This is a genomic window from Paenibacillus sp. NPDC058367 (genome assembly GCF_042723305.1).
GTDB lineage: Bacteria > Bacillota > Bacilli > Paenibacillales > Paenibacillaceae > Paenibacillus_AQ.
Genome location: NZ_JBHXIZ010000001.1, coordinates 1,871,131 through 1,893,422, shown reverse-complemented (window position 1 = coordinate 1,893,422; position 22,292 = coordinate 1,871,131). Strand labels below are relative to the sequence as shown.

Sequence of the window (22,292 nt, the reverse complement as noted above, 5' to 3'; positions counted from 1 at the left end):
GTAATGCAAACATGGGTGGTACCACGGAAGATCAACCTTTCGTCCCTCACGCGCTAATACTGTGCGTGGGAGGCGGAAGGTTTTTTTGTTTTATAAATAACTATTTGCTGATGTATAGAGGACGGTCCGTCATTTGCATAATGAATGTTAAATATCGGAGGAGGAATACTGATGAGCGCGCAAATACCGGAATTACGGTCTACAGAGCAGCTAAAAGAAAAATGGATGGAGCCGGAAGTTATTACCGGTTCGGAAATACTACTCCGCAGCCTTGTATTGGAGGGTGTAGACACAGTATTCGGATATCCAGGTGGAGCTGTATTGTACATTTATGATGCATTGTACGGTTTTACGGATTTCAATCACGTGTTAACACGTCATGAGCAAGGAGCGATTCATGCAGCTGACGGTTATGCTAGAGCAAGTGGCAAACCAGGGGTGTGTATCGCAACCTCGGGTCCAGGCGCAACAAACCTTGTAACAGGTATTGCTACAGCATATATGGACTCCACTCCATTGGTCGTAATCACAGGTAACGTTTTCTCAAGCCTGATCGGTACAGATGCTTTCCAGGAAGCAGACATAACTGGAATCACGATGCCAATCACTAAGCACAGCTACTTTGTAAGAGATGTTGAGGATCTCCCTCGCGTAATACATGAAGCTTTCCATGTGGCGAATACCGGTCGTAAAGGTCCAGTATTGATCGATATACCGAAAGATGTGTCGGCAGCAAAGACGTTGTTCACACCAGTGAAGACCGTAAATCTTCGTGGCTACAACCCTTGTACAGTTCCAAACAAACTGCAGCTTGATAAACTGGTTCGTGCGATTGAGGTTGCTGAACGTCCGATTATCATTGCAGGTGGTGGAGTTATCTACTCCGGAGCACATGAGGCTATGTTCGAATTCGTGAAACGGACAGAGATTCCAATAACTACAACCCTGCTGGGACTTGGAGCCTTCCCAAGTGCTGAAGAGCTTTGGATGGGAATGCCAGGTATGCATGGCACATATACCGCAAACAATGCGATTCAGCAATGCGATTTGCTCATTAATATCGGTGCCCGCTTCGATGACCGTGTTACGGGTAGGCTGGACGGCTTCGCGCCAAAAGCCAAGATCGTGCATATCGATATCGATCCTGCAGAAATCGGAAAAAATGTATCGCCTGATATTCCGATCGTTGGAGATGTAAAAACTGTACTGGAAATGCTGATTCCTGAGGTTGGCCGTGCATCTAAGGCTGATGCTTGGAGAACGCATATCGCGCAGTCGAAGCTTGATCAGCCACTTCGGTATAAAGATTCGGAGACAGAGCTTAAACCACAATGGGTTATTGAAATGATTAATGACACCACTAATGGTGAAGCGATTGTTACTACGGACGTTGGCCAGCATCAAATGTGGGCAGCACAATATTACAAGTTCAATCATCCGCGTTCATGGATTACTTCAGGTGGTCTTGGAACGATGGGCTTCGGATTCCCATCAGCTATCGGTGCGCAAATGGCACATCCTGAACGGTTGGTAGTATCGATTAACGGGGATGGCGGTATGCAAATGTGTTCCCAAGAGCTGGCGATTTGTGCGATTAACAATATACCTGTCAAAATCGTTGTTATTAATAATCAAGTGCTTGGAATGGTTCGCCAATGGCAGAATCTTATCTATGACAAACGTTATAGCTATACTGACCTTGCAGGTAGTCCGGATTTCGTTAAGCTGGCTGAGGCCTATGGTGTAAAAGGTCTACGGGCGACGAATAAGGAAGAAGCACGTGATGCATGGCAGAAAGCTCTGGAAACACCGGGTCCAGTATTGGTAGAATTCGTTGTTCCAAAAGACGAGAATGTCTACCCGATGGTAACTCAAGGTTCAACCATCGATCATATGCTGATGGGGGATGAATAACAGTGACAAGACATACGATTTCTGTACTCGTAAATGACCAGCCAGGTGTGCTTCAACGGGTGTCAGGCTTGTTCGGTCGCCGTGGATTTAATATTGAGAGTATTACAGTCGGCCAGTCCGAAGAGGTTGGATTATCCCGGATGGTTATCGTTACTCTTGGCGACCAGCATACCCTTGAACAAATCGAGAAGCAGCTCTATAAGCTAATTGATGTTATCAAAGTTGTTGATCTTGGAGCTAAGCCTATGGTTGCACGCGAGCTGGCTCTGATTAAAGTGAATGCTGATCCAAGTGAGCGTCCGGAAATTTTGGGTGTAGTTGAGACTTTCCGTGCTTCAGTTGTCGATATCGGCAGCACCACTATACTGGTGCAGGTAGTTGGGGAGACACAGAAGATTGACGCGATGATCGAGCTATTGAAGCCTTATGGAATCAGAGAGCTGTCTCGCACAGGTGTTACGGCTATGGTACGTGGCAACTCTTAAATAGTTTATTTTGCGACTTTAACGGATTACTGCTTGATTGCATTAATCTGATATGATATGAATGACATTCCCGCTAAAGAGCGGGAGCTTGAGGAGCAGCTTGATCTAATCGACGAATCCAGTTCTCTTGAAGCACCCGCTCTTTATGATGGGTCTCAAATTAAAGGAGGATATTGACAATGGCAGTTACAACGTACTATGAACAGGATGCAGAACTTAGTGTATTAAAAGGAAAGACAATTGCGGTAATCGGGTACGGTAGCCAAGGACATGCCCAAGCACAAAACCTACGTGACAGTGGTCTTCAAGTTGTCATCGGTCTTCGTGAAGGTAAATCTTTTGAAACTGCGAAAAATGACGGTTTTGAAGTATTGCCAGTAGCTGAAGCAGTATCCCGTGCAGATGTTGTGCAAATCTTAATGCCAGATGAAACTCAAGCATCCGTATATAAAAATGAAGTGGAACCAAACCTCAAAAAAGGCGCAGCTTTGATGTTCTCCCACGGCTTTAACGTACACTTTGGACAAATCGTTGCTCCTAAAGATGCGGACGTGCTGCTCGTAGCACCAAAATCTCCAGGTCACATGGTTCGTCGTACTTATGTTGAAGGCTTTGGCGTTCCTGGCTTGATTGCTATCGAACAAGATGCAACAGGTAAAGCGAAAGAAATCGGTCTTGCTTATGCAAAAGGTATTGGTTGTACACGTGCAGGAGTTATCGAAACTTCTTTCCGCGAAGAAACCGAAACCGACTTGTTCGGCGAACAAGCAGTACTTTGTGGTGGTGTATCCGCACTGATCAAAGCTGGATTCGAAACTTTGACAGAAGCAGGCTATGCTCCTGAAATGGCTTACTTCGAATGTCTGCACGAATTGAAACTGATCGTTGACATGGTATACGAAGGCGGATTGTCCAGCATGCGCGATTCCATCAGTAACACTGCTGAGTACGGTGACTATGTAACTGGACCACGCATTGTAACTGAAGATACTAAAAAAGCTATGAAAGCTGTTCTGACAGATATTCAAGAAGGTAAATTCGCTCGTGACTTTATCCTTGAGAACCAATCCGGACGTGCTTTCCTTACCGCTACTCGCCGCAACGAAGCTGCTCACCCAGTAGAAGTTGTAGGTAGCCAATTGCGTGAAATGATGCACTGGATTAAGAAATAATTATAATCATACTTATGATTAAATAGTATTACCTTCAAATGCGGCCGTGACTTTGCGAGCCGCATTTGAGAGTTTCAGCACAATTTTTGGGAGGTGCTTAGCATGCGGAAAATTTATGTGTTCGATACGACACTGCGAGATGGAGAGCAGTCACCAGGTGTGAACCTCAACACGCGTGAGAAAGTGGAGATCGCTTACCAGTTAGAGAAGCTGGGAATTGATCGCATGGAAGCGGGTTTTCCAGCAGCTTCTCCAGGAGATCTAGCTTCTGTTAATGCGGTGGCAAGAGCTGTGAAGAACGTCACGGTAATCGGCCTTTCTCGTTCTAGAGAGACAGATATTGATGCTGTAAAAGAAGCACTACAGGGAGCGCAGGACCCTTGTATTCATATTTTTCTAGCTACATCTCCTATTCACCGGCAGCATAAGCTGCGGATGGATAAGGCTCAGGTGTTGGAAACTGCACAGTCTGCTATCCGATACGCAAAGAAATATTTCCCTAAGCTCGAGTTTTCATTAGAAGACGCGGGCCGTACGGAGTATGATTTCATGGCTGAAATGGTCGGCATGGCTATCCGGGAAGGGGCTAATGTTGTTAATATCCCGGATACTGTAGGTTATTTGAATCCTTCTGAGTACGGAGCTATCTTTAAATATCTAAAAGAAAATGTGCCTGATATTGAACGCGTACAGCTTAGTGCTCATTGTCATAACGACCTTGGCATGGCTACGGCCAATACGTTAGCCGCGATTCAGAATGGTGCAGATCAGATCGAAGGAACGATCAACGGTATCGGTGAACGTGCCGGGAACACAGCGATTGAAGAAGTGGCATTGGCGCTGGAGACACGTGCTGAATTCTTTGGCGCAAAAACTTCCTTAACTTTGTCCGAGATTTCTCGCACAAGTCGCTTGGTCAGCAAGTTGACAGGTATGGTAGTCCCAGGGAATAAGGCGATTGTAGGAGCTAATGCATTTGCTCATGAATCGGGTATTCACCAGGACGGAATGCTGAAAGAGAAAACCACTTATGAGATCATGACACCGGAGACCATTGGACTTAAAGAGAGCAAACTGGTACTTGGTAAGCACTCTGGACGCCATGCTTTCCGCGATAAGTTAAGTGATCTAGGGTATGATTTATCTGAAGAAGAGCTTAATACAGCTTTTTCAAGGTTTAAGGACTTGGCGGATAAGAAAAAAGAAGTGTCGGATGAAGATATTTTAGCATTAATTGAAGAGAAACTAATTGATACGCCAGAAGTATTCAGACTTCAGACGATTTACGTTACTTACGGTAATAAAGCTGTTCCAACTGCTAAGGTGATTATCGATGGTCCGGAAGCGGAGCCTATTGTAGCAGAGGCAGAAGGCAATGGTTCTGTAGATGCCATCTACAATGCAATTGATAAAGCCACGGGTGAGGAAGTTACCCTTGGGGACTATTCCATTAAATCCGTCTCCCGTGGTAAAGATGCACAGGGCGAGGTTCATGTAGTACTGTCGCAGGGTGAAGTTGCTGCACAGGGCCGTGGACTTAGTACCGATATTCTGGAAGCGAGTGCCCGTGCTTATATTGATGCGCTTAACAAGCTTCTAGAGAAGCGTAAAACTTACACCAAACGTGACCACGCAAGTATATAAAATGTACATTGTATTTTTTTTAAAAAGTAGTATTACGCTTACTATTAAGATCTAGAAGAGAATACATGAGATACGACAGGGATATGCGAGTTTACATCGCATATCCCTGTTTTTTTATTTGGAAGAAAAAGTATGGAAAAGACTTGTACAGGACTCTGTTCAGATTATGTATAGATGCATTATTTACAATAGATGTAAGCATGGCGATTAGTAGAAGGAGAAAAAATCAAGGAGGTCACTGCGGAGCATTAGAGCACAAGATCCAAAGTATAGAACTTGGGAAAGCACAATAAACGAATTGAAAAGGAGGCATTTTAATAATGTTATCAAAAAAGAAAATAAGCGCATGGCTCATAGTATTATTACTTGTGACGCAGTGGGCTTATAGCTTTGGCTTCGGGTTCAATACGCCAGCATATGCGAGTGGAAATGGTACTGTGATTGGAGATAATCTCATTACTAGTGTTTCGCTTGCAGTATACACCGATGATAAATACACAAATACGGTTACGGAAAGCGTATATCAGCTTGATTCCTATTCGGAATTAAACTATACATGGGCAATTTCAGATGGGCATGGGTATAAGGAGGGTTCTACCTTTACGTTTGATCTTCCAACACAGTTTGAACTTTATAATGATCTGAATGGTAATCTCATTTTTGACGATGAGCCTGTAGGGACTTATTCGGTTGACAAAAATACCAATAAAGTTGTATTCACATTTAACAAATATATTGAATCCCATGATCAAGTGGGCGGCACCTTTACAGTAAGGTCGCTACTGAGCTCCAAAAAGATTACAGGCTCTGCTAAGCAGACAATAACATTCCCTATTCAGGGAGGAACTCAGACCATTGAGCTTAATTTTAAGCCAAAGGTTAGCTCTACGATAGAAAAAAACGGTTCACCGAAACCGCAGTATTATAACCCAACAAGCATTGCTTGGACGGTTGATGTAAACAAGGTTCTGGATAGTGTTTACAATGCAGAGGTTACAGACAAGCTTCCTTTGGGATTGTCTTTAAATACCGTATCTATTGCTGTTTATGAGCTTGACGTGAATGTCGATGGGACTGCAAGTCTTGGTAGTTTGGTGAATAGCGGCAAGTATGATGTATCCGCCTCCTCTTCAGGTGAGCTTAAACTTAAATTTACGGATAACCCGATTACCAAGGCCTATCGAGTTCAATTTTATACAGATATTACCGGTTCAGGTATAGATGCAGCATCGTTCTATAATGAGGCTATTCTAACTGGGGATGGCGGGATTTCTAAGAAAGCTAGTACTACAGTTACAGTTGGGCGCGGCAAGCCGCTGTCGAAAGAGTCCACTGGATACGATGCGGCAACTCAGACGATTTCTTGGGCTGTTAATTTCAATTACAATGAAAAAACAATTTTAGCGGCAAATGCTATCTTAAAGGATATGTTTAACAACTCCCAAGATTTAATCCCTACCTCTGTCAAAGTCTATCCGGTAACGATTGACAGCAATGGTAAAGGGATCAAAGGCGCAGAACTTGCTTCAAGCGAATATACGGTGACGCCAACAACTGCAACGGGGTTAAATGGTTTTGATCTGAAATTCAACAATGATTTAAGTTCTGCTTACCGAATTGAATATCAGACAAAAGCAAATGGCCGTGTATTTGATGATGGCCAAATTACGAACAAGATTACTTATGATGGAAAATCAGAAACTGGAAATCGCGATATTAAACAGCAAATTCTTCATAAGAACTATAGCAATGTTAATTATGCGACAAAGACTATTGATTGGACGATTCAAATTAACGATGACAGCAAGACTATGGAAAATTTAGTGGTGACCGATACTTTTGGCAACGCGGGATTAAAGCTAATTCCTGGCACATTAAAGGTTAAACCGACCAAAGGTGGAACTGCTACCGTTCATACTGTTGTATACAATGATCATAATCCACCTGCAGTGGACGATGGGTTTGTAATTACTTTTAATGGTTCAATTAATGAGCCTTATACTATTACTTATACAACAAGCTTTAACTATGATTGGCTGGCTTCGGGCAAAACGCAATTTTCAAATAAAGGTGCACTCGATTGGAAAGAAACGGTGAATGGGGTACAGGAGCCAAAGCATAAAGAAGCGACCTCAACCTTTAATCCAAGAGATGAAGTTAAAAAAAATGGGAAAAAGAGTGGGTCCTACAATGCTGTAACCAAAGAGATCACCTGGAATATTGGTGCCAATTATAATCAGAAAACGTTAAGCCAAGCACAATTGGTAGATACCATTTCGGCTGGGCAAGTCGTCAACGAGGATTCTGTAAAAGTTTATAAATGGGAATATGGGAAGAATGGTGATCCTTCTCCTCAAGCTAACGTGAATTCCGCTGATTATAATGTGAAGCTAAATGGTAATGAGCTGAAGGTGACATTTAATAAAACCATTAATTATGCGTTCTACGTCACTTTCAAAACTACATTCGCTGATCAAGCGATTGATTCAAATGAAATTAAAAATACAGCCATATTGTATGACGGTACGAAAGAAGAATCCGCAAAACTGGAAGCCACTGTTAGTATTCCACAAGGTGGGGAATACGTTAATAAAGGCGGCGATCAGGACGGCAATAAAATACATTGGACAGTTAACATCAACCGTAACCAATCTTTTGTAAAAGAAGCGGTAATTACAGATATTCCGAGTGATAATCAGATCCTACTGTCTAATACTTTTCATGTCTATAAAACGACTGTTAAAGCTGATGGGACTATAACACCAACCAATCAAGAGTTGATCAAAGATACGGATTATAAGCTGGAGATTACTGCGGACAGCAATGGAAAGGAAAGCTTTGAGCTTAGTTTCCTAAAGGATATTTCGGAGGCTTATATTCTGAAATATGACTCCCTGATTACAGCACAGAACAATGATAAAGTAACCAATAAAGTTAGTTTTGATGGTAAGAACGTCAAGGTAATAACAAATGAAAGTACCAAGGAAATTACAGTTAAGCTTTCCAGCGGTTCTGGAACAGGAAGTGGTGTAAGAGGACCCCTGACCATTACGAAGATAGACTTTAGTAATCCTGCAAAGCTACTAAGTGGAGCTACATTTGATCTATATCGCGTTGTTGACAACGATAAGATCTGGATAAAGGACGGTACTACAGATATAAATGGGATACTCGAATTTACCAAGCTAACCGGTGGGAAATATGTAGTGATTGAGAAAACAGCACCTGTGGGTTATGTACTTGATCAAACACCACATGAAGTGACTGTTGCCTTGACGACAGGGGTAAGTCTTGAGGTGAAGAATAAAGTTCCAACACCAACAGCAACACCCGCTCCGACAGTAACACCGGCGCCAACGGTCACACCGACGCCGACAGCAACGCCGACGCCGACAGCAACACCGACGCCGACAGCAACACCAACGCCGACAGCAACGCCGACGCCGACAGCAACGCCGACGCCGACAGCAACACCGACGCCGACAGCAACGCCGACGCCGACAGCAACGCCGACGCCGACAGCAACACCGACGCCGACAGCAACACCGACGCCGACAGCAACAGCAACACCAACAACAACACCGACGGCAACGCCGACAGCAACACCGACGGAAACACCTGTGTCGACAGTAACACCTACGTCGACGCCAGACAATCCAATTTTCCCTGTGTCGACCCCGACGTCAATACCGGGAGTAATCGTTACGGCTACTCCATCCGCAACACCTGTGGTGGCGACACCAACGGTAGCACCAACAGCAACACCAACTATTACGGCGGTGCCAACTAGCACGCCTATTGTTCCGAAGGTGACGCCACCTGTAGAGAAACTGACTACAGATGAGGAAGTTCCTCTTGAAGGTGAAATCCCACTTGGGGGCGTGCCGAGTGTCGGTGAAAAGCCAGATCATGGTAAGGTGACAATTACTAAGGATGGCAAGTGGATTTATACACCAGATCCAGGCTTCATTGGCAAAGACAAGTTCACGATCATTGTGACAGATGAGAATGGAAATGAAGAAGAGATCGAGATCGAGATTGATGTCGAGGAAGTACCGACAGGTACAGTGAAAGAACCAGGGGATAACAGCAGTAAACCAACAGAGCTTCCGAAAACGGGAGAAGACAGTGCACTTCCTATTTACTTAGTAGGTGGAGGTCTAGTTCTTGTGGGATTTGTGTTAGCTCGAAGATTTAAACGAAGTAATTAATATATCGTAATGATAAGGGTGCTGTCCCGGCACTCAACACCCATAGGATAAAAGTCAACGGAGCAAGGCTCCTCCTGTTATTGGAGGAGCCTTGCTCTTTATTTTTGGTCTATGGCTACTCGTTTCATAACCTTCTTCACTTGCTACCCAACTCCCAACGAAGTGAACCTTGACGAAAATGGGATTTTCACTCATTATTCGTAATGTAGCGCCAGCGACACTATTTAGCATATATCTTTTTTTTACTAATTAGTAAGCGCTATCATAAAATGCGCTGGGAGATGATACCATGGAATTTATGTATTTAGGAACTGGAGCAAGCGAGGGTTATCCAGCTTTATTTTGTCAATGTGAACGTTGCTCTATGGCGATGGAGCTTGGTGGCAAGAATATTCGCGCTCGTACAGGAGCGCTTATTAACTCTGATTTGCTGCTGGATTTCTCACCTGACATGTATATGAATAAGCTTCGTTACAAATTGGATTTGGGGAAAGTTAATCATTTGATTGTTACGCATTCGCATACGGATCATTTTGCAGCAGCAGAGCTCATGATGAGGCATGAACATTGGTATTGTCAGCTGCAGGAGAGTGGAAAAAAATTGCATATATACGGAAATGAAACGGTAGAAGAAACGATGAAATCAGCTCTTCGCTATGATTATGGAACCGATACGATTGAAGATCCTTTTTACGAGTTTCATATCATACAGCCTTTTATGCCCTTCACTCTTGGAGAAGTGACAGTAACCGCATTGCCAGCCCATCACAAGCCGGATGAACATAGCTTTATCTATCTACTTGAGCAGAATAACACAAGATTCTTATACGGCAATGATAGTGGTATATTCAGTGATGAAACCTTCAATTATCTACGTGATAAGCACCTGGACGTTGTTAGTCTGGATTGTAATTATGGGCTAGAGGATAGATATGATTATCATATGGGGATCTCCGGTTGTCGGATTGTAAGAGAACGTTTGCTTGACCAAAATAGTTGTGATACTAGTACATCATTTATTCTGACTCATTTCTCTCACTACAGCGCAGAGTTGCATGATACTTTAGTTAAGAATACAGCAGAGGAGAATTTCATCATTTCCTATGATGGGATGAAAGTCTTCTTAGCATGATGTGATGATAGTCTATCTATAATTAAAAGAATAGTCATTACCCGTAAAATCCTCCCTTGAGGAAAGGACTACTTTACGGGTCTTTTTTATAGCTTTAAGGGCTCAAAATGAGTAGATACGGAGGTAGAGAATGAAGCTGCTGGCTACGGGAAAAGTAAAATGGTTCGTCTATCAGAAAGTTGTCATCGTATTTATCGTCTTTTTGATTCCGCTCATTTCTATGAATATTTGGGTGAATTATAAGGGGATGTCATTCACCAAAAATACGATTTTGGACTCATCCCTGGCTGGGGCGTCATTCTATTCCAAGCAACTGGATAAAGAGATATATTTCATCCGCAATCAACAATTACAATTTCAAGAAGATAAAAACATACAGAAGCTTAGTTTCCGAGGCGAAAGCTTAGAAAAGTATGAAGAGGTAGAATTAATCGGTAATGCTGAAGATCTATTGAATCGGATCATTGCCTCAAGCGAATATGTGGTTAACGCCGGGGTATATATTAAGTCTCTGGGCAAAACGATCTCTGGTAAGACGGGGGTCACGGCCATTCCTAATATGGAGTACGAGAAAATTTCCTCGTTACTTAAGGTTAAGCAGAAGCCTTCATTCTATCGGAGCGGTGATGCGATTTTCCTTATAGAAACAGGAGATAATGCGGAGCTTTGGTCGTATATTGAAATCTCAAAAGGTAAGCTATTGGAGGCACTAAATCAAATCGCAACCTTATATCAAGAATCGGAGGTATTTCTGGGAAGTAATGAGCTGGGCAATATTCTATCTACTACAGACGATCAGTTAGTATCTACTGAGGTCCTTAGGCTCATCACCAAACAGGATCAGTTTAATTCCGATATCCCAGAAATAAACAAGGTGAACGGTAAAAGTTACTTTATTGCCCATAACTTTATCAGTTCTTTGAATCTATCCTTGATTATGTACGTGAATCAGAATGAAATCACAAGACCCTTAAGCCAATTTAATACACTACTATACGCCTCTTTCGTCATCGCTATTGTGGTAATGATACTTTATTCTTATTCGGTAAATCTAATGATTCATAGGCCCTTATCCAAATTGGTTAAGACATTCCGTATGGTAGAAACGGATAATCTTGATTTAGTCATCGAGTCAAAGACCAAAGATGAGTTTTACTATATATTTAATAGTTTTAATCGCATGGCTTCTAGACTTAAGCGTTCTATTGAGGAGAATTATGAACAGAAGATTGCCCTGCAGCATTCGCAGTTGAAGCAATTGCAGTCACAGATTAACCCGCATTTTCTCTATAACAGCTTCTTTAATATTTACATGATGTGTAAAGTAGGAGATTCCGATAGTGCGGCTGAGCTCTCACAAAAGCTAGGGAGCTACTACCAATACATCACAAGAAGTGGATCGGACGAGGTGCCTTTCTTTAAGGAGTATCAGCATGCGCTTGATTATTGTGAAATTCAGTGTATTCGCTTCTCGAATCGTATTTCTTTCGAATATGAAGAAATACCCGTTTTGGCGAACGCGATTTTAGTACCGAGGCTGATTATTCAGCCGATTGTTGAGAATGTTTTCGAGCATGCTTTCGAAGACGACTCCCGACAAGGGGTTGTCTATATTGGTGCCGAATGCGAAGAGGGAATAGTAATTATCACAATTGAAGATAACGGTAATCTTTTAAAAGATGAGGAAATAGAGTACTTGCAGAAGAAACTTGCGATGGGTCTGAAACAAGTTGAGAAGACGGGATTAATCAACGTTAATAATAGACTCCAATTGAAGTACGGACCAGATAGTGGCTTGTTTGTCTCACGCAGCAAATACGGAGGATTGAGGGTAGAACTGATAGTTAAATATGAGAGTAAGGAAGTGTGATTATGTATAGATTACTAATCGTAGATGACGAGCCTGTGATTGTGAATGGATTAGTCCAACTGTTTCAGGATAACTCGGAATTTGAACTGGATATACGAAAAGCTTACTCCTCAAGCGAAGCTCTTGAAATTGCTAAGAAAACGAAATTGGATATTTTGGTTAGCGATATTCGTATGCCTCAGAAGAATGGTCTCCAGCTCGTGGACGAAATCGTCTATTATTGGCCATTATGCCGAGTGATTTTCCTTACAGGATACAGTGAATTTGATTATGTATACGAAGCGATTCGTAAGAATGTGGACAATTACATTCTGAAAACGGAAGGAATTGAACCTATTTTCGAAGCTGTGAAGACAGCAGTCGACAAGCTAGACGAGGAGAACCGTCGTAGACTTCAATTGGAGAAGGCACAAATGCACTATCAAATCGCTAGTTCCTTCCTAAAGAAAGAGCTGATGGAGCGGGTGCTGAGCGGGGAGTCTATTACTTCTATACTCAATAATGTACGTTACAAAGATGTAGAGTTCGGCATTGCATTAGATCGTCCTTCATTCTTTCTTGTTGGTATCTTGGATCGACTAGATGATCCTAAATTTAAAATGCCTCCCTCTGTTCAGCGTATTTTCCATGATCACCTGCCTGCATCTATTGCATGTGAAGAAGTGATTTATGATGATCGTGTATTCATATGGCTGCTTCAACCAGATGAAGGATTGCTGAATCGCTTTCGTAGTGACTATCCAGATCAAGGGGTGAATTGGCCTGGAATCGTTGCTTATATGAGAGGGATATTAGAGCCTGTACAGAATGAGTGTGATGAGCTGCTAAGTGTCTGCGTTTCATTCGGAATATCGGGGGATTTACTTAACCATTGGGAATCAATCCATCTTCAAGTTGAAGCAGTGCGCTCTATGATTCTAAAGAGAGCTTTATTAGGTCAGCACATGCTTATCCTAGACCTTGAGAAACTAAGTCAACTTGAGGATACGATGCACAAAGCTGGAGGAATCGAGCAGGAAGATTTCAAGACGCTAATCATCGAACAAATTCACCAATTTGTGCAGGAGAACCTATCTGGGGATCTATCGCTTACCTCAATTGCTGCAGAGGTGTATCTTAATCCGTCCTATTTATCTCGTTATTATAAACAGACGACAGGACAAAATTTATTAGAGTATATCCAGTCGACGAAGCTGCATGTTGCTCTGCAGCTGATGAAGAATACAACTCTGAAATTAAATGAAATCGCCATCCGGGTCGGTTTTGAATCACCATCCTACTTTACAACATTCTTCAAACGCAAAATGGGTTTATCTCCACAGGATTATCGGAATTCAAAATAAGTAAATAAAGTGAAAGTGATGTAAAAAAAGTGAAATTGAAAGCGGTTTCCTCTGTGACTAAAATAATAACTAGGAACACTGATTAACAACAAGAATTGCAGCAAACAAAGGGGGGAAGCGTTCAGATGAAAAAAATGAGACCATGGAAAATTATTTTGTCAGTAACGATGATTCTTTCATTATTGTCAGCATGTGGAAGTCAAGGGAATGGAAATGCGAATGCACCATCTACGCCTAAGGAAGAGACTACGAATAGTGCGACAGACAGCGCCACAGCACCTGATCCACTAGGGAAATACCCGGAAACGGTCACTGTTACAGAAATACTAGGATATAATCCACCAGAAGATCCAAGAACTCCAAGCGGAATAACACCGGAACAAAATGCCTACCTGAAAGATCTCAAAGAGATGATGAATATTGAAGTGAAATACAAATGGACCGTTCCCTCTGCCCAGTTTGAGCAGAAGTTCTCGCTTGCCATGGCATCGGGGGATCTACCCGATGTGATAGAAGTTGATCAGAAGAACTATGAGAAACTTAAAAAGCAAGATATGCTTGCTGATCTGACAGATGCTTATGCACAATATGCGTCACCAGCTCTTAAGGCTTATATGGACTCAGATGGTGGATTCGCGATGAAAACGTTCAGTGCGGATGGTAAGCAATTAGGTATTCCTGCATTTGAAGATCCCTTCTTATCCACGCAGCTGCTATGGATTCGTCAAGATTGGCTTAATAATCTAGGTTTACAGGCACCGAAGACGATCGATGAGCTTGAGAAAGTTGCACAAGCATTCACACATAATGATCCAGATCAGAATGGTAAGAATGACACCTATGGTATCGCCATGCAAAAGAATCTCTTCTTTTGGGGATTTGATGTCAGAGGTTTCTTTAATGGATTCGGTGCTTATCCTTCCGTTGGTGATAAACAATCGGCTTGGATTAAAGGCGGCGATGACAAATTGTTACCGGGATTGATTCAGCCTGAAGTGAAGACTGCACTTGGTAAGCTACAAGCATGGTATAAAGATGGAATTATTGATAAAGAGTTTGCACTAAAGGATGAGAATAAGGCTGTAGAAGATCTGACTGCAGGTAAAGTGGGTATTTCCTACGGAGAGTGGTGGTATCCGAACTGGCCGCTTAACTCCAGCGTAGACAAAGATCCAAAGGCGGATTGGATTGCAATTCAGCTTCCAGGGATTGATGGTCCAGCTAAATCACTCGTTCCAAAAATCCGCAGCAACAAAATTTTCGTTGTGAACAAAAAGATGAAGAACCCCGAAGCAGCGATTAAGATGCTCAATTTCTACATCGAAGTTGGTAATAAGAAATACAAGGATAAGAACAAAGCGGCAGATGGCTATGTATACAACTGGTTTAACCCACGGATTGCCAACCCTGTTGATATTGATACGATTTACAGGGAAGTAAACAAAGCGCTCGATGCTAATCAGACTGAAATTACAATAGACGATGCAAATTATAAGACCGTTGCGGATACTTTCAAAGCGACTAAGGACTTCCTGGCAGGCGACACATCTAACGCTACCAAAGGTGTAAACTGGGGTCAATATTATAGCCGGGCTGCAAAAGACGGTGGCTGGGGCTTAACACGACAAATTAAAGAAAATCAACAATTTGTATACAACGAGTTTTACGGTCTTCCTACACCAACAGTAGTGGAAAAGGGCGGTCAGCTGGATAAGTTGATGCAAGAGTCCTTTACCAAGATTATCATGGGTGGTTCTCTTGATGATTTCGATAAATTCGTGGATAGCTGGAAGGCACTTGGCGGTAATGAAATTATCGATGAGGTCAATGAATGGTATAGCACGGAAGCTACGAAATAAATCATAGGGACAAGAAAGCGGGTGAGGTGAGTCGGGTGAGCCGACTCACCTCCCGTTTTAAAATGAGTACGTTGGTGAGGAGGGCATCTATGAAATCACTGAAGAAAGAATATCCGCTTCATATCATGTTAATACCGGGTGTGATTGTTACACTGATTTATGCCTACGGACCGATGGCCGGCCTGGTTATGGCGTTTCAACAGTTTGAGCCGTTATCCGGTTTTTTTAAATCCGATTTTGTGGGATTAGATAACTTCCGTTATGTATTTAATTTACCGGATTTCAAGCAAGTACTTTGGAATACGCTAGTCATAGCTATCATCAAAATGGTATTGTCTCTGCTTGTCCCGCTCATTCTAGCTCTATTATTAAATGAGCTTACTAAGAAATGGTTCGCAGGTTTTATTCAATCCGCCATTTTCCTCCCGTTCTTCCTTTCATGGACTGTCCTTGGGGGTGTCATTATTGAATTATTCTCTCTCAATGGACCTATTAATGGCTTAATTTCCTCTATGGGCTTAGAACCTATCATGTTCATGCTTGATAATGGTTGGTTCAGGGGGATTATCATTGGCTCGGATGTCTGGAAAGGCATGGGCTACAATATGATCATCATGCTTGCTGCCATCACAGGAATTAATGCGACGCTGTATGAAGCGGCAGAGGTAGATGGTGCAGGGAAATGGAAGCAAATGCTTAACATTACGCTTCCAGGTATAGCACCGATTATTATTTTACTTAGTGTATTAGGTCTCGGTGGTATTCTTAACGCAGGTTTTGAGCAGATATTGATTATGTATAACCCGACTGTATATGCAGGCGCAGATATAATAGATACATTTGTCTATCGATTGGGGATGTTCAGCCAACAATTTGGACCTGCGGCAGCAGTGGGTCTCTTTAAATCGATAATATCTTTATTTATGGTATCAACAACTTACTATGCAGCGTACAAATTTAACAATTACCGCATATTCTAGGAGGTGGAGATGGTGCTACATAAACAATCATTCAGCAGAAAGTTATTTATCGTGTTCAATACGCTGTTGTTAACTTTCATTACCATACTCGGCATTATCCCATTTGTACACTTACTCTCCATCTCACTTAGCTCGAATACAGCTGCGATGGCTGGAGAAGTGAAGCTTTGGCCCGTCGGCTTTTCCTGGGATGCTTATGTATATTTAGGAGAAAAGGTAGAGTTCTTTCGTTCCTTGGGAGTCTCCGTAAAACGAGTAGTGCTCGGTTCAGTAGTTAACTTGTTTCTAGTATTTATTACTGCTTTTCCGCTTTCCAAATCGAATGATCAGTTTAAATTTAGAACCGTATATGTATGGATATTCGCGATTACGATGTTTTTTGGAGGCGGCTTAATTCCGACGTATATCGTAGTGAAGAATACAGGCTTAATCGATTCCATTTGGGCGCTTATCTTACCAGGTGCATTGAATGTATGGAATATGGTTCTGATGCTTAACTTCTTCAGATCTATTCCAAGAGAATTGGATGAAGCGGCTACGATTGATGGTGCCGGACATTGGAGAGTACTTTGGCAAATTTATTTACCGATATCCCTTCCATCCATCGCAACGATTGGGTTATTCACCATAGTTGGGCATTGGAACGCTTGGTTTGACGGTATCCTTTACCTGAATTCACCTGAGCATTATCCGCTACAGACCTATCTTTCTACCTTGATTATGTCTATCAATGCCCAGATGTCATCGATGTCCATTGAGCAGCTCAAGGTGATGGAGAACCTGAGTGAGAAGACGATCCGAACGGCGCAAATATTCATGGGCGCATTGCCAATTATGGTAGTGTATCCATTCTTACAAAGGTATTTCGTAAAAGGAATGACGGTTGGTAGTGTTAAAGAATAAAGAAATAGAGTACAGACATAGTGTAAAAGTCTCATATGAAGGAGCAGATTGCGATGAAGAAAGTTACTGTTGCTTTAATTGGAGCGGGCCTGCGAGGAATTAATTATTCAGAATATGCGATTCAGCACCCCGATGAGCTTCAAGTTGTAGCTGTTGCAGAGCCGAATGCGAAGCGGAGAAATAAATTTAAGGCAAGACATAAGCTGGCTGATGATATGTGCTTTACTCATTGGGATGATTTTTTTGCCTCCCCGAAAGTAGCAGATGCGGTATTTATCTGTACCCAAGACAATCAGCATTATGTACCAACAATGAAAGCACTGGAGGCAGGGTATCATGTACTATTAGAAAAACCGATGTCCCCTGATGCCAAGGAATGTGTGCTTATGGGGGAAATGGCCTCTAAAGTGAATCGTGTCTTCTCGATATGCCATGTATTGAGATATACCAATTTCTTCTCTACGATCAAGGAACTGCTGGAAAGTGGTGCGATCGGACAATTGATGTCCATTCAACATAATGAGAACGTGGGTTACTGGCATCAAGCTCATAGCTTCGTAAGAGGGAATTGGCGCAAAAAGGATGAGTCCAGTCCGATGATTCTCGCTAAGTCCTGTCATGATCTGGACATTCTTTCCTGGTTGACAGATTCAGAATGTGTTCGAGTGTCTTCCTTCGGCTCACTGTCCCATTTCAAATCTAGTGAAGCACCGGAAGGAGCCCCGCTACGTTGCACAGATGGATGCCCAGCAGCAGATAAATGTCTCTATTATGCTCCTAATCAATATTTGACGGAGGATACGGATTGGCCTACATCGGCAATTAGCGATGATCCAAGCTATGAAGCCCGACTGAATGCTCTTCAGGAAGGACCTTATGGACGATGTGTCTATCATTGTGATAATGATGTCGTCGACCATCAAGTGGTAAATCTAGAATTTGCTAATTCCGTAACTATAGCTTTTACAATGAGTGCGTTTACCAAAGATGTAAGTCGTACCCTCAAGCTGATGGGTACCACGGGAGAAATTCGCGGTGCGATGGAGAAGAATGAAATTGAAGTGATCCATTTTGGCAGCGGTAAGGTAGAGAGAATCTCGTTCGAGAATGCAGGTGGTCATGTTGGTCATGGCGGCGGCGATATGGGGTTAATCAAAGATTTTGTTAAGCTGGTTCGAGCGGAAGGAAAGATTCAAGGTCTTACATCAGCAAATCATTCCGTTCAAAGTCACCTTATGGCTTTTGCAGCGGAGCAATCTCGCATTGAGGGTAACAGTATTGTTCTGAGAGAATTTGCACAAAGTGTCTGTAATGATGAAGAGGTGAAGCAACGATGAATGCTCCGCAGCCATTTCAGACGATGTTATTAAGTTCGTTGGTTAAGGTATTTGCTGATGAAGTGCCGAATCATGAACCCTATCACAGTGCAACCGCACTTGTCGGGGAAACATTTTCGTTCCAAGTCGCTTATACCTCAGATACACTTTTAAAGAATATTGAAGTAGAGATAAAGTCATCTCTTCCAGATCTAATATGTATAAGATCCGTTGGACTTGTTCCCTCAGAAATGCCTTGTTTCAAAAATCATGATGACGATGTGCTAAGAACTACGCCGGGATTATATCCAGATCCATTGTATACGCTGGATCAACAATCTATTTCATCGATCCCGGGACAATGGCGATCTTTATGGGTGGCGATAACCTTGGATGAAACAATGAGTACGGAGCTTCGCTCTATTCAGGTCCTCTTCAAATCATCTGAAGGGCAGATATTAGGTGAATCGGATGTATTCGAGTTAACCGTCATCCCTGCAACACTACCGCCGCAACAGTTAATTCATACGGAATGGTTCCATGTGGATTGTCTTGCTACAAAGTATGGTGTCGAAGTATTTAGTGAAGCGCATTGGGCCCTTATAGAACGTTATGCAGATACGATGGTTAAGCATGGCATGAACATGATCTTAACTCCGTTGTTTACACCGCCTTTGGATACAGCCATTGGTGGAGTACGTCCAACCGTTCAATTGATTTCCGTGACTAAAGCGGGAGATCGTTATGAATTCGGATTTGATCTGCTTACTCGTTGGGTATCGATGTGCCGCCGACTTGGCTTCAAATACTTTGAGTTCTCTCATTTATTTACTCAATGGGGTGCAAAATGTGCACCAAAAATAATGGTAACCATTCAAGGTGAAGAACAGCAACTATTCGGCTGGGATACGGACGCATCCTCAGCGGAATACCGTAGTTTCTTGGATCAATTTTTACCTTGCTTAGATCAATATTTGAAAGAGCAGGGAATAGACCAGCAAAGCTGGTTCCATATTTCAGATGAACCAGGAGAGGAACATTTGGAATCGTACCGAGCTGCAAGTGAGATCATTTATAAACATTTATCAAGTTATCCGATCATGGACGCTTTGTCCGAATTGGAGTTGTATGAACAGGGCCTGGTGAAAAGGCCGATTCCTGCGAATACGCATATTGAACCGTTCTTAGAACATCAGGTTCCAGACCTTTGGACGTACTATTGCTGCGCGCAAGGTGAACAAGTATCCAACCGGTTTTTCAACATGCCGTCTGCTAGAAATCGTATAATCGGGTTTCAATTGTATAAATTCGGATTACAGGGCTTCTTGCATTGGGGTTATAACTTCTGGTACTCGCAATATTCATTGAATCAGCAGCTGGACCCTTATCGTACGACTGACGCTGAGCATGCATTTCCCTCAGGAGATGCCTACTTGGTCTATCCGGGAGAAGAAGGCCCGATTGAATCCATTCGACTGGAAGTTCTATATGAAGGGTTGCAGGATTTGCGCGCACTAGAATTACTTGAGCAGAAAATTGGCAAGAAAGCAACGATAGCAATTATGGAAGAGGGTCTGAGTACATCGTTGACCTTCTCTGTATACCCGAGGGATCAGGGAACATGGCTCTTAGAGGCAAGAGAGCGGATCAATCAAGCGATAGCAAGTTATTCTACTTAAGTGATCATACCATTACGAGGTGTTGAGAATATGGCAACTTTTCATTATTCAGGATCTTCCTTTTATTATAACGATCAGGCGATACGGCTTATCTCAGGGGCCATCCATTATTTTCGGACTCTGCCGGAACATTGGGAAGACCGTCTTATCAAATTAAAAGCTTGCGGCTTCAATACGGTTGAAACCTATGTGGCATGGAATTTACACGAGCCGAAGAAAGGCCAACATAATTTTGAAGGTATGGCAGATGTAGTCCGGTTTATTGAATTGGCAGGAGATTTGGGTCTGCATGTCATCGTTCGTCCCGCACCTTATATTTGTGCAGAATGGGAATTTGGTGGACTGCCATCTTGGTTGCTAGCTGATTCGGATATGCGTCTTCGATGCTACCATAAGCCATTTCTAGATCATGTAGATGCGTATTATGATGTATTGCTCCCCAAATTACAACCACTGTTATGTACAAATGGTGGCCCGATCATTGCTATGCAGATTGAGAATGAGTACGGAAGTTACGGCAATGACAAGCGCTATTTGACTCATTTAAAAGACAGCATGATTTCCCGTGGGATAGATGTACTACTATTCACTTCCGATGGACCTGAAGACGCGATGTTACAGGGAGGTATGGTCCCAGGTGTGCTAGAGACGGTGAACTTTGGATCACGTCCAGTAGAAGCATTCAACAAGCTCCGTGAATACCAACCAGAGGCTCCAATCATGTGTATGGAATACTGGAACGGTTGGTTTGATCATTGGCGTGAGGAGCATCATACGCGTCCGGCTGAGGATGTAGCGAAGGTATTGGATGAGATACTTAGTTTAGGCGCATCCGTTAATTTCTATATGTTCCATGGCGGAACTAACTTTGGGTTCTACAACGGAGCGAATGGACATACGTTTGACAGCTATGAACCAACAATTACTAGTTATGACTATGATTCCTTACTGAGTGAATCCGGTGAGCCGACAGCTAAATATTATGCAGTTCGTGAAGTGATCTCCAAATATGTAGATCTCGGACCCATTGAGTTACCAGCTCCTGTCGCTAAGAGAGCATATGGGAGAGTAGAGATGAAGGAGCAGACTTCACTTACCGCAAACTTGAATCGTATTTCTGCACCTATTCACTCTGCATACCCTGAACCGATGGAGAAATTGGGTCAGGATTATGGCTTTATTCATTATAGTACGTTCCTTACAGGACCTCGTCCTAAAGATGAGTTCTTCATCCAGGATTTACATGATCGTGCATTAGTCTTTCTGAATGGAGAGCTCACTGCAACCTTAGATCGTGTAGAGCCAGAGGTGAAATTAGAGTTCGAGGTTCCGGCCGAAGGGCTGCATGTTAGTATACTTGTGGAGAATTTAGGACGCGTCAACTATGGTCCTTTTATGAGAGATTGTAAAGGGATTACTGAAGGGGTACGTTATGGACGGCAGTTTCTGTCGGAATGGACGACTTATACGTTGCCATTAACGGATTTATCTGGTCTGCAGTTTGAAGGTTTATTCAGGCAAGTGGAACCTAGTTTCTTCCGCAGCACCTTGGTTGTGGATGAACCTTGTGATACGTTCTTGAGCATGGAAGGATGGACTAAAGGCGTCGTGTTCATTAATGGGTTCAACCTTGGACGCTATTGGAATATCGGACCACAGAAAACAATGTATGTGCCAGGTCCTCTATTGAAACAAGGCAACAATGAGATTGTCATCTTTGAATTGCACAGCACTTCAGATACCGCTGTTACGTTCGTAGATCAACCGGAACTAGGATAATAGGG

The 22,292-nt window shown here is 42.7% G+C and carries 14 protein-coding genes; all 14 read left to right on the top strand.

What is annotated here, in order from left to right; genetic code table 11:
* Positions 1-171: 171 nt before the first annotated feature.
* A complete protein-coding gene (ilvB, locus tag ACFWMP_RS08140; protein WP_042125091.1) occupies positions 172-1,914 on the top strand; it encodes a biosynthetic-type acetolactate synthase large subunit in 1,743 nt (580 codons plus the stop codon).
* Entirely contained in the window at positions 1,911-2,399 is a 489-nt protein-coding gene (ilvN, locus tag ACFWMP_RS08135) for an acetolactate synthase small subunit (RefSeq protein ID WP_170880323.1), read from the top strand. Before ilvB ends, ilvN begins: the two co-directional genes overlap by 4 nt.
* Before the next feature lie 179 nt (positions 2,400-2,578).
* Complete coding sequence (gene ilvC, locus ACFWMP_RS08130) at positions 2,579-3,571, top strand: ketol-acid reductoisomerase (RefSeq protein WP_036679485.1); 993 nt, start codon at positions 2,579-2,581, stop codon at positions 3,569-3,571.
* Positions 3,572-3,673: 102 nt separating this feature from the next.
* On the top strand, positions 3,674-5,215 hold the full coding sequence (locus ACFWMP_RS08125) for a 2-isopropylmalate synthase (protein WP_042125095.1): 1,542 nt from the start codon (positions 3,674-3,676) through the stop codon (positions 5,213-5,215).
* Positions 5,216-5,535: 320 nt separating this feature from the next.
* Complete coding sequence (locus tag ACFWMP_RS08120; RefSeq protein WP_379422968.1) at positions 5,536-9,426, top strand: collagen binding domain-containing protein; 3,891 nt, start codon at positions 5,536-5,538, stop codon at positions 9,424-9,426.
* A gap of 289 nt (positions 9,427-9,715) precedes the next feature.
* A complete protein-coding gene (locus tag ACFWMP_RS08115) occupies positions 9,716-10,558 on the top strand; it encodes an MBL fold metallo-hydrolase (RefSeq protein ID WP_042125099.1) in 843 nt (280 codons plus the stop codon).
* Between the two features lie 130 nt (positions 10,559-10,688).
* Positions 10,689-12,428 (top strand): sensor histidine kinase, encoded by a 1,740-nt coding sequence (locus ACFWMP_RS08110; protein WP_076298237.1) that lies wholly within the window; start codon positions 10,689-10,691, stop codon positions 12,426-12,428.
* 2 nt (positions 12,429-12,430) lie between these two features.
* Positions 12,431-13,771 carry a response regulator transcription factor gene (locus tag ACFWMP_RS08105; protein ID WP_379422965.1) on the top strand — a complete coding sequence of 447 codons (1,341 nt, stop codon included), beginning with the start codon at positions 12,431-12,433 and terminating at the stop codon, positions 13,769-13,771.
* 125 nt (positions 13,772-13,896) lie between these two features.
* Entirely contained in the window at positions 13,897-15,630 is a 1,734-nt protein-coding gene (locus ACFWMP_RS08100) for an extracellular solute-binding protein (protein WP_379422963.1), read from the top strand.
* Between the two features lie 89 nt (positions 15,631-15,719).
* A complete protein-coding gene (locus ACFWMP_RS08095) occupies positions 15,720-16,610 on the top strand; it encodes an ABC transporter permease (RefSeq protein ID WP_339269438.1) in 891 nt (296 codons plus the stop codon).
* Positions 16,611-16,619: 9 nt separating this feature from the next.
* The gene (locus ACFWMP_RS08090; RefSeq protein WP_042125110.1) at positions 16,620-17,513 is read left to right on the top strand and encodes a carbohydrate ABC transporter permease; all 894 of its coding nucleotides are present in this window, start codon (positions 16,620-16,622) and stop codon (positions 17,511-17,513) included.
* 53 nt (positions 17,514-17,566) lie between these two features.
* Entirely contained in the window at positions 17,567-18,850 is a 1,284-nt protein-coding gene (locus tag ACFWMP_RS08085) for a Gfo/Idh/MocA family protein (protein ID WP_379422960.1), read from the top strand.
* Positions 18,847-20,508, top strand: coding sequence for a DUF4091 domain-containing protein (locus tag ACFWMP_RS08080; RefSeq protein ID WP_379422958.1), 1,662 nt, complete (start codon positions 18,847-18,849; stop codon positions 20,506-20,508). Before ACFWMP_RS08085 ends, ACFWMP_RS08080 begins: the two co-directional genes overlap by 4 nt.
* 30 nt (positions 20,509-20,538) lie before the next feature.
* On the top strand, positions 20,539-22,287 hold the full coding sequence (locus tag ACFWMP_RS08075) for a glycoside hydrolase family 35 protein (RefSeq protein ID WP_379422956.1): 1,749 nt from the start codon (positions 20,539-20,541) through the stop codon (positions 22,285-22,287).
* Positions 22,288-22,292: the final 5 nt, after the last annotated feature.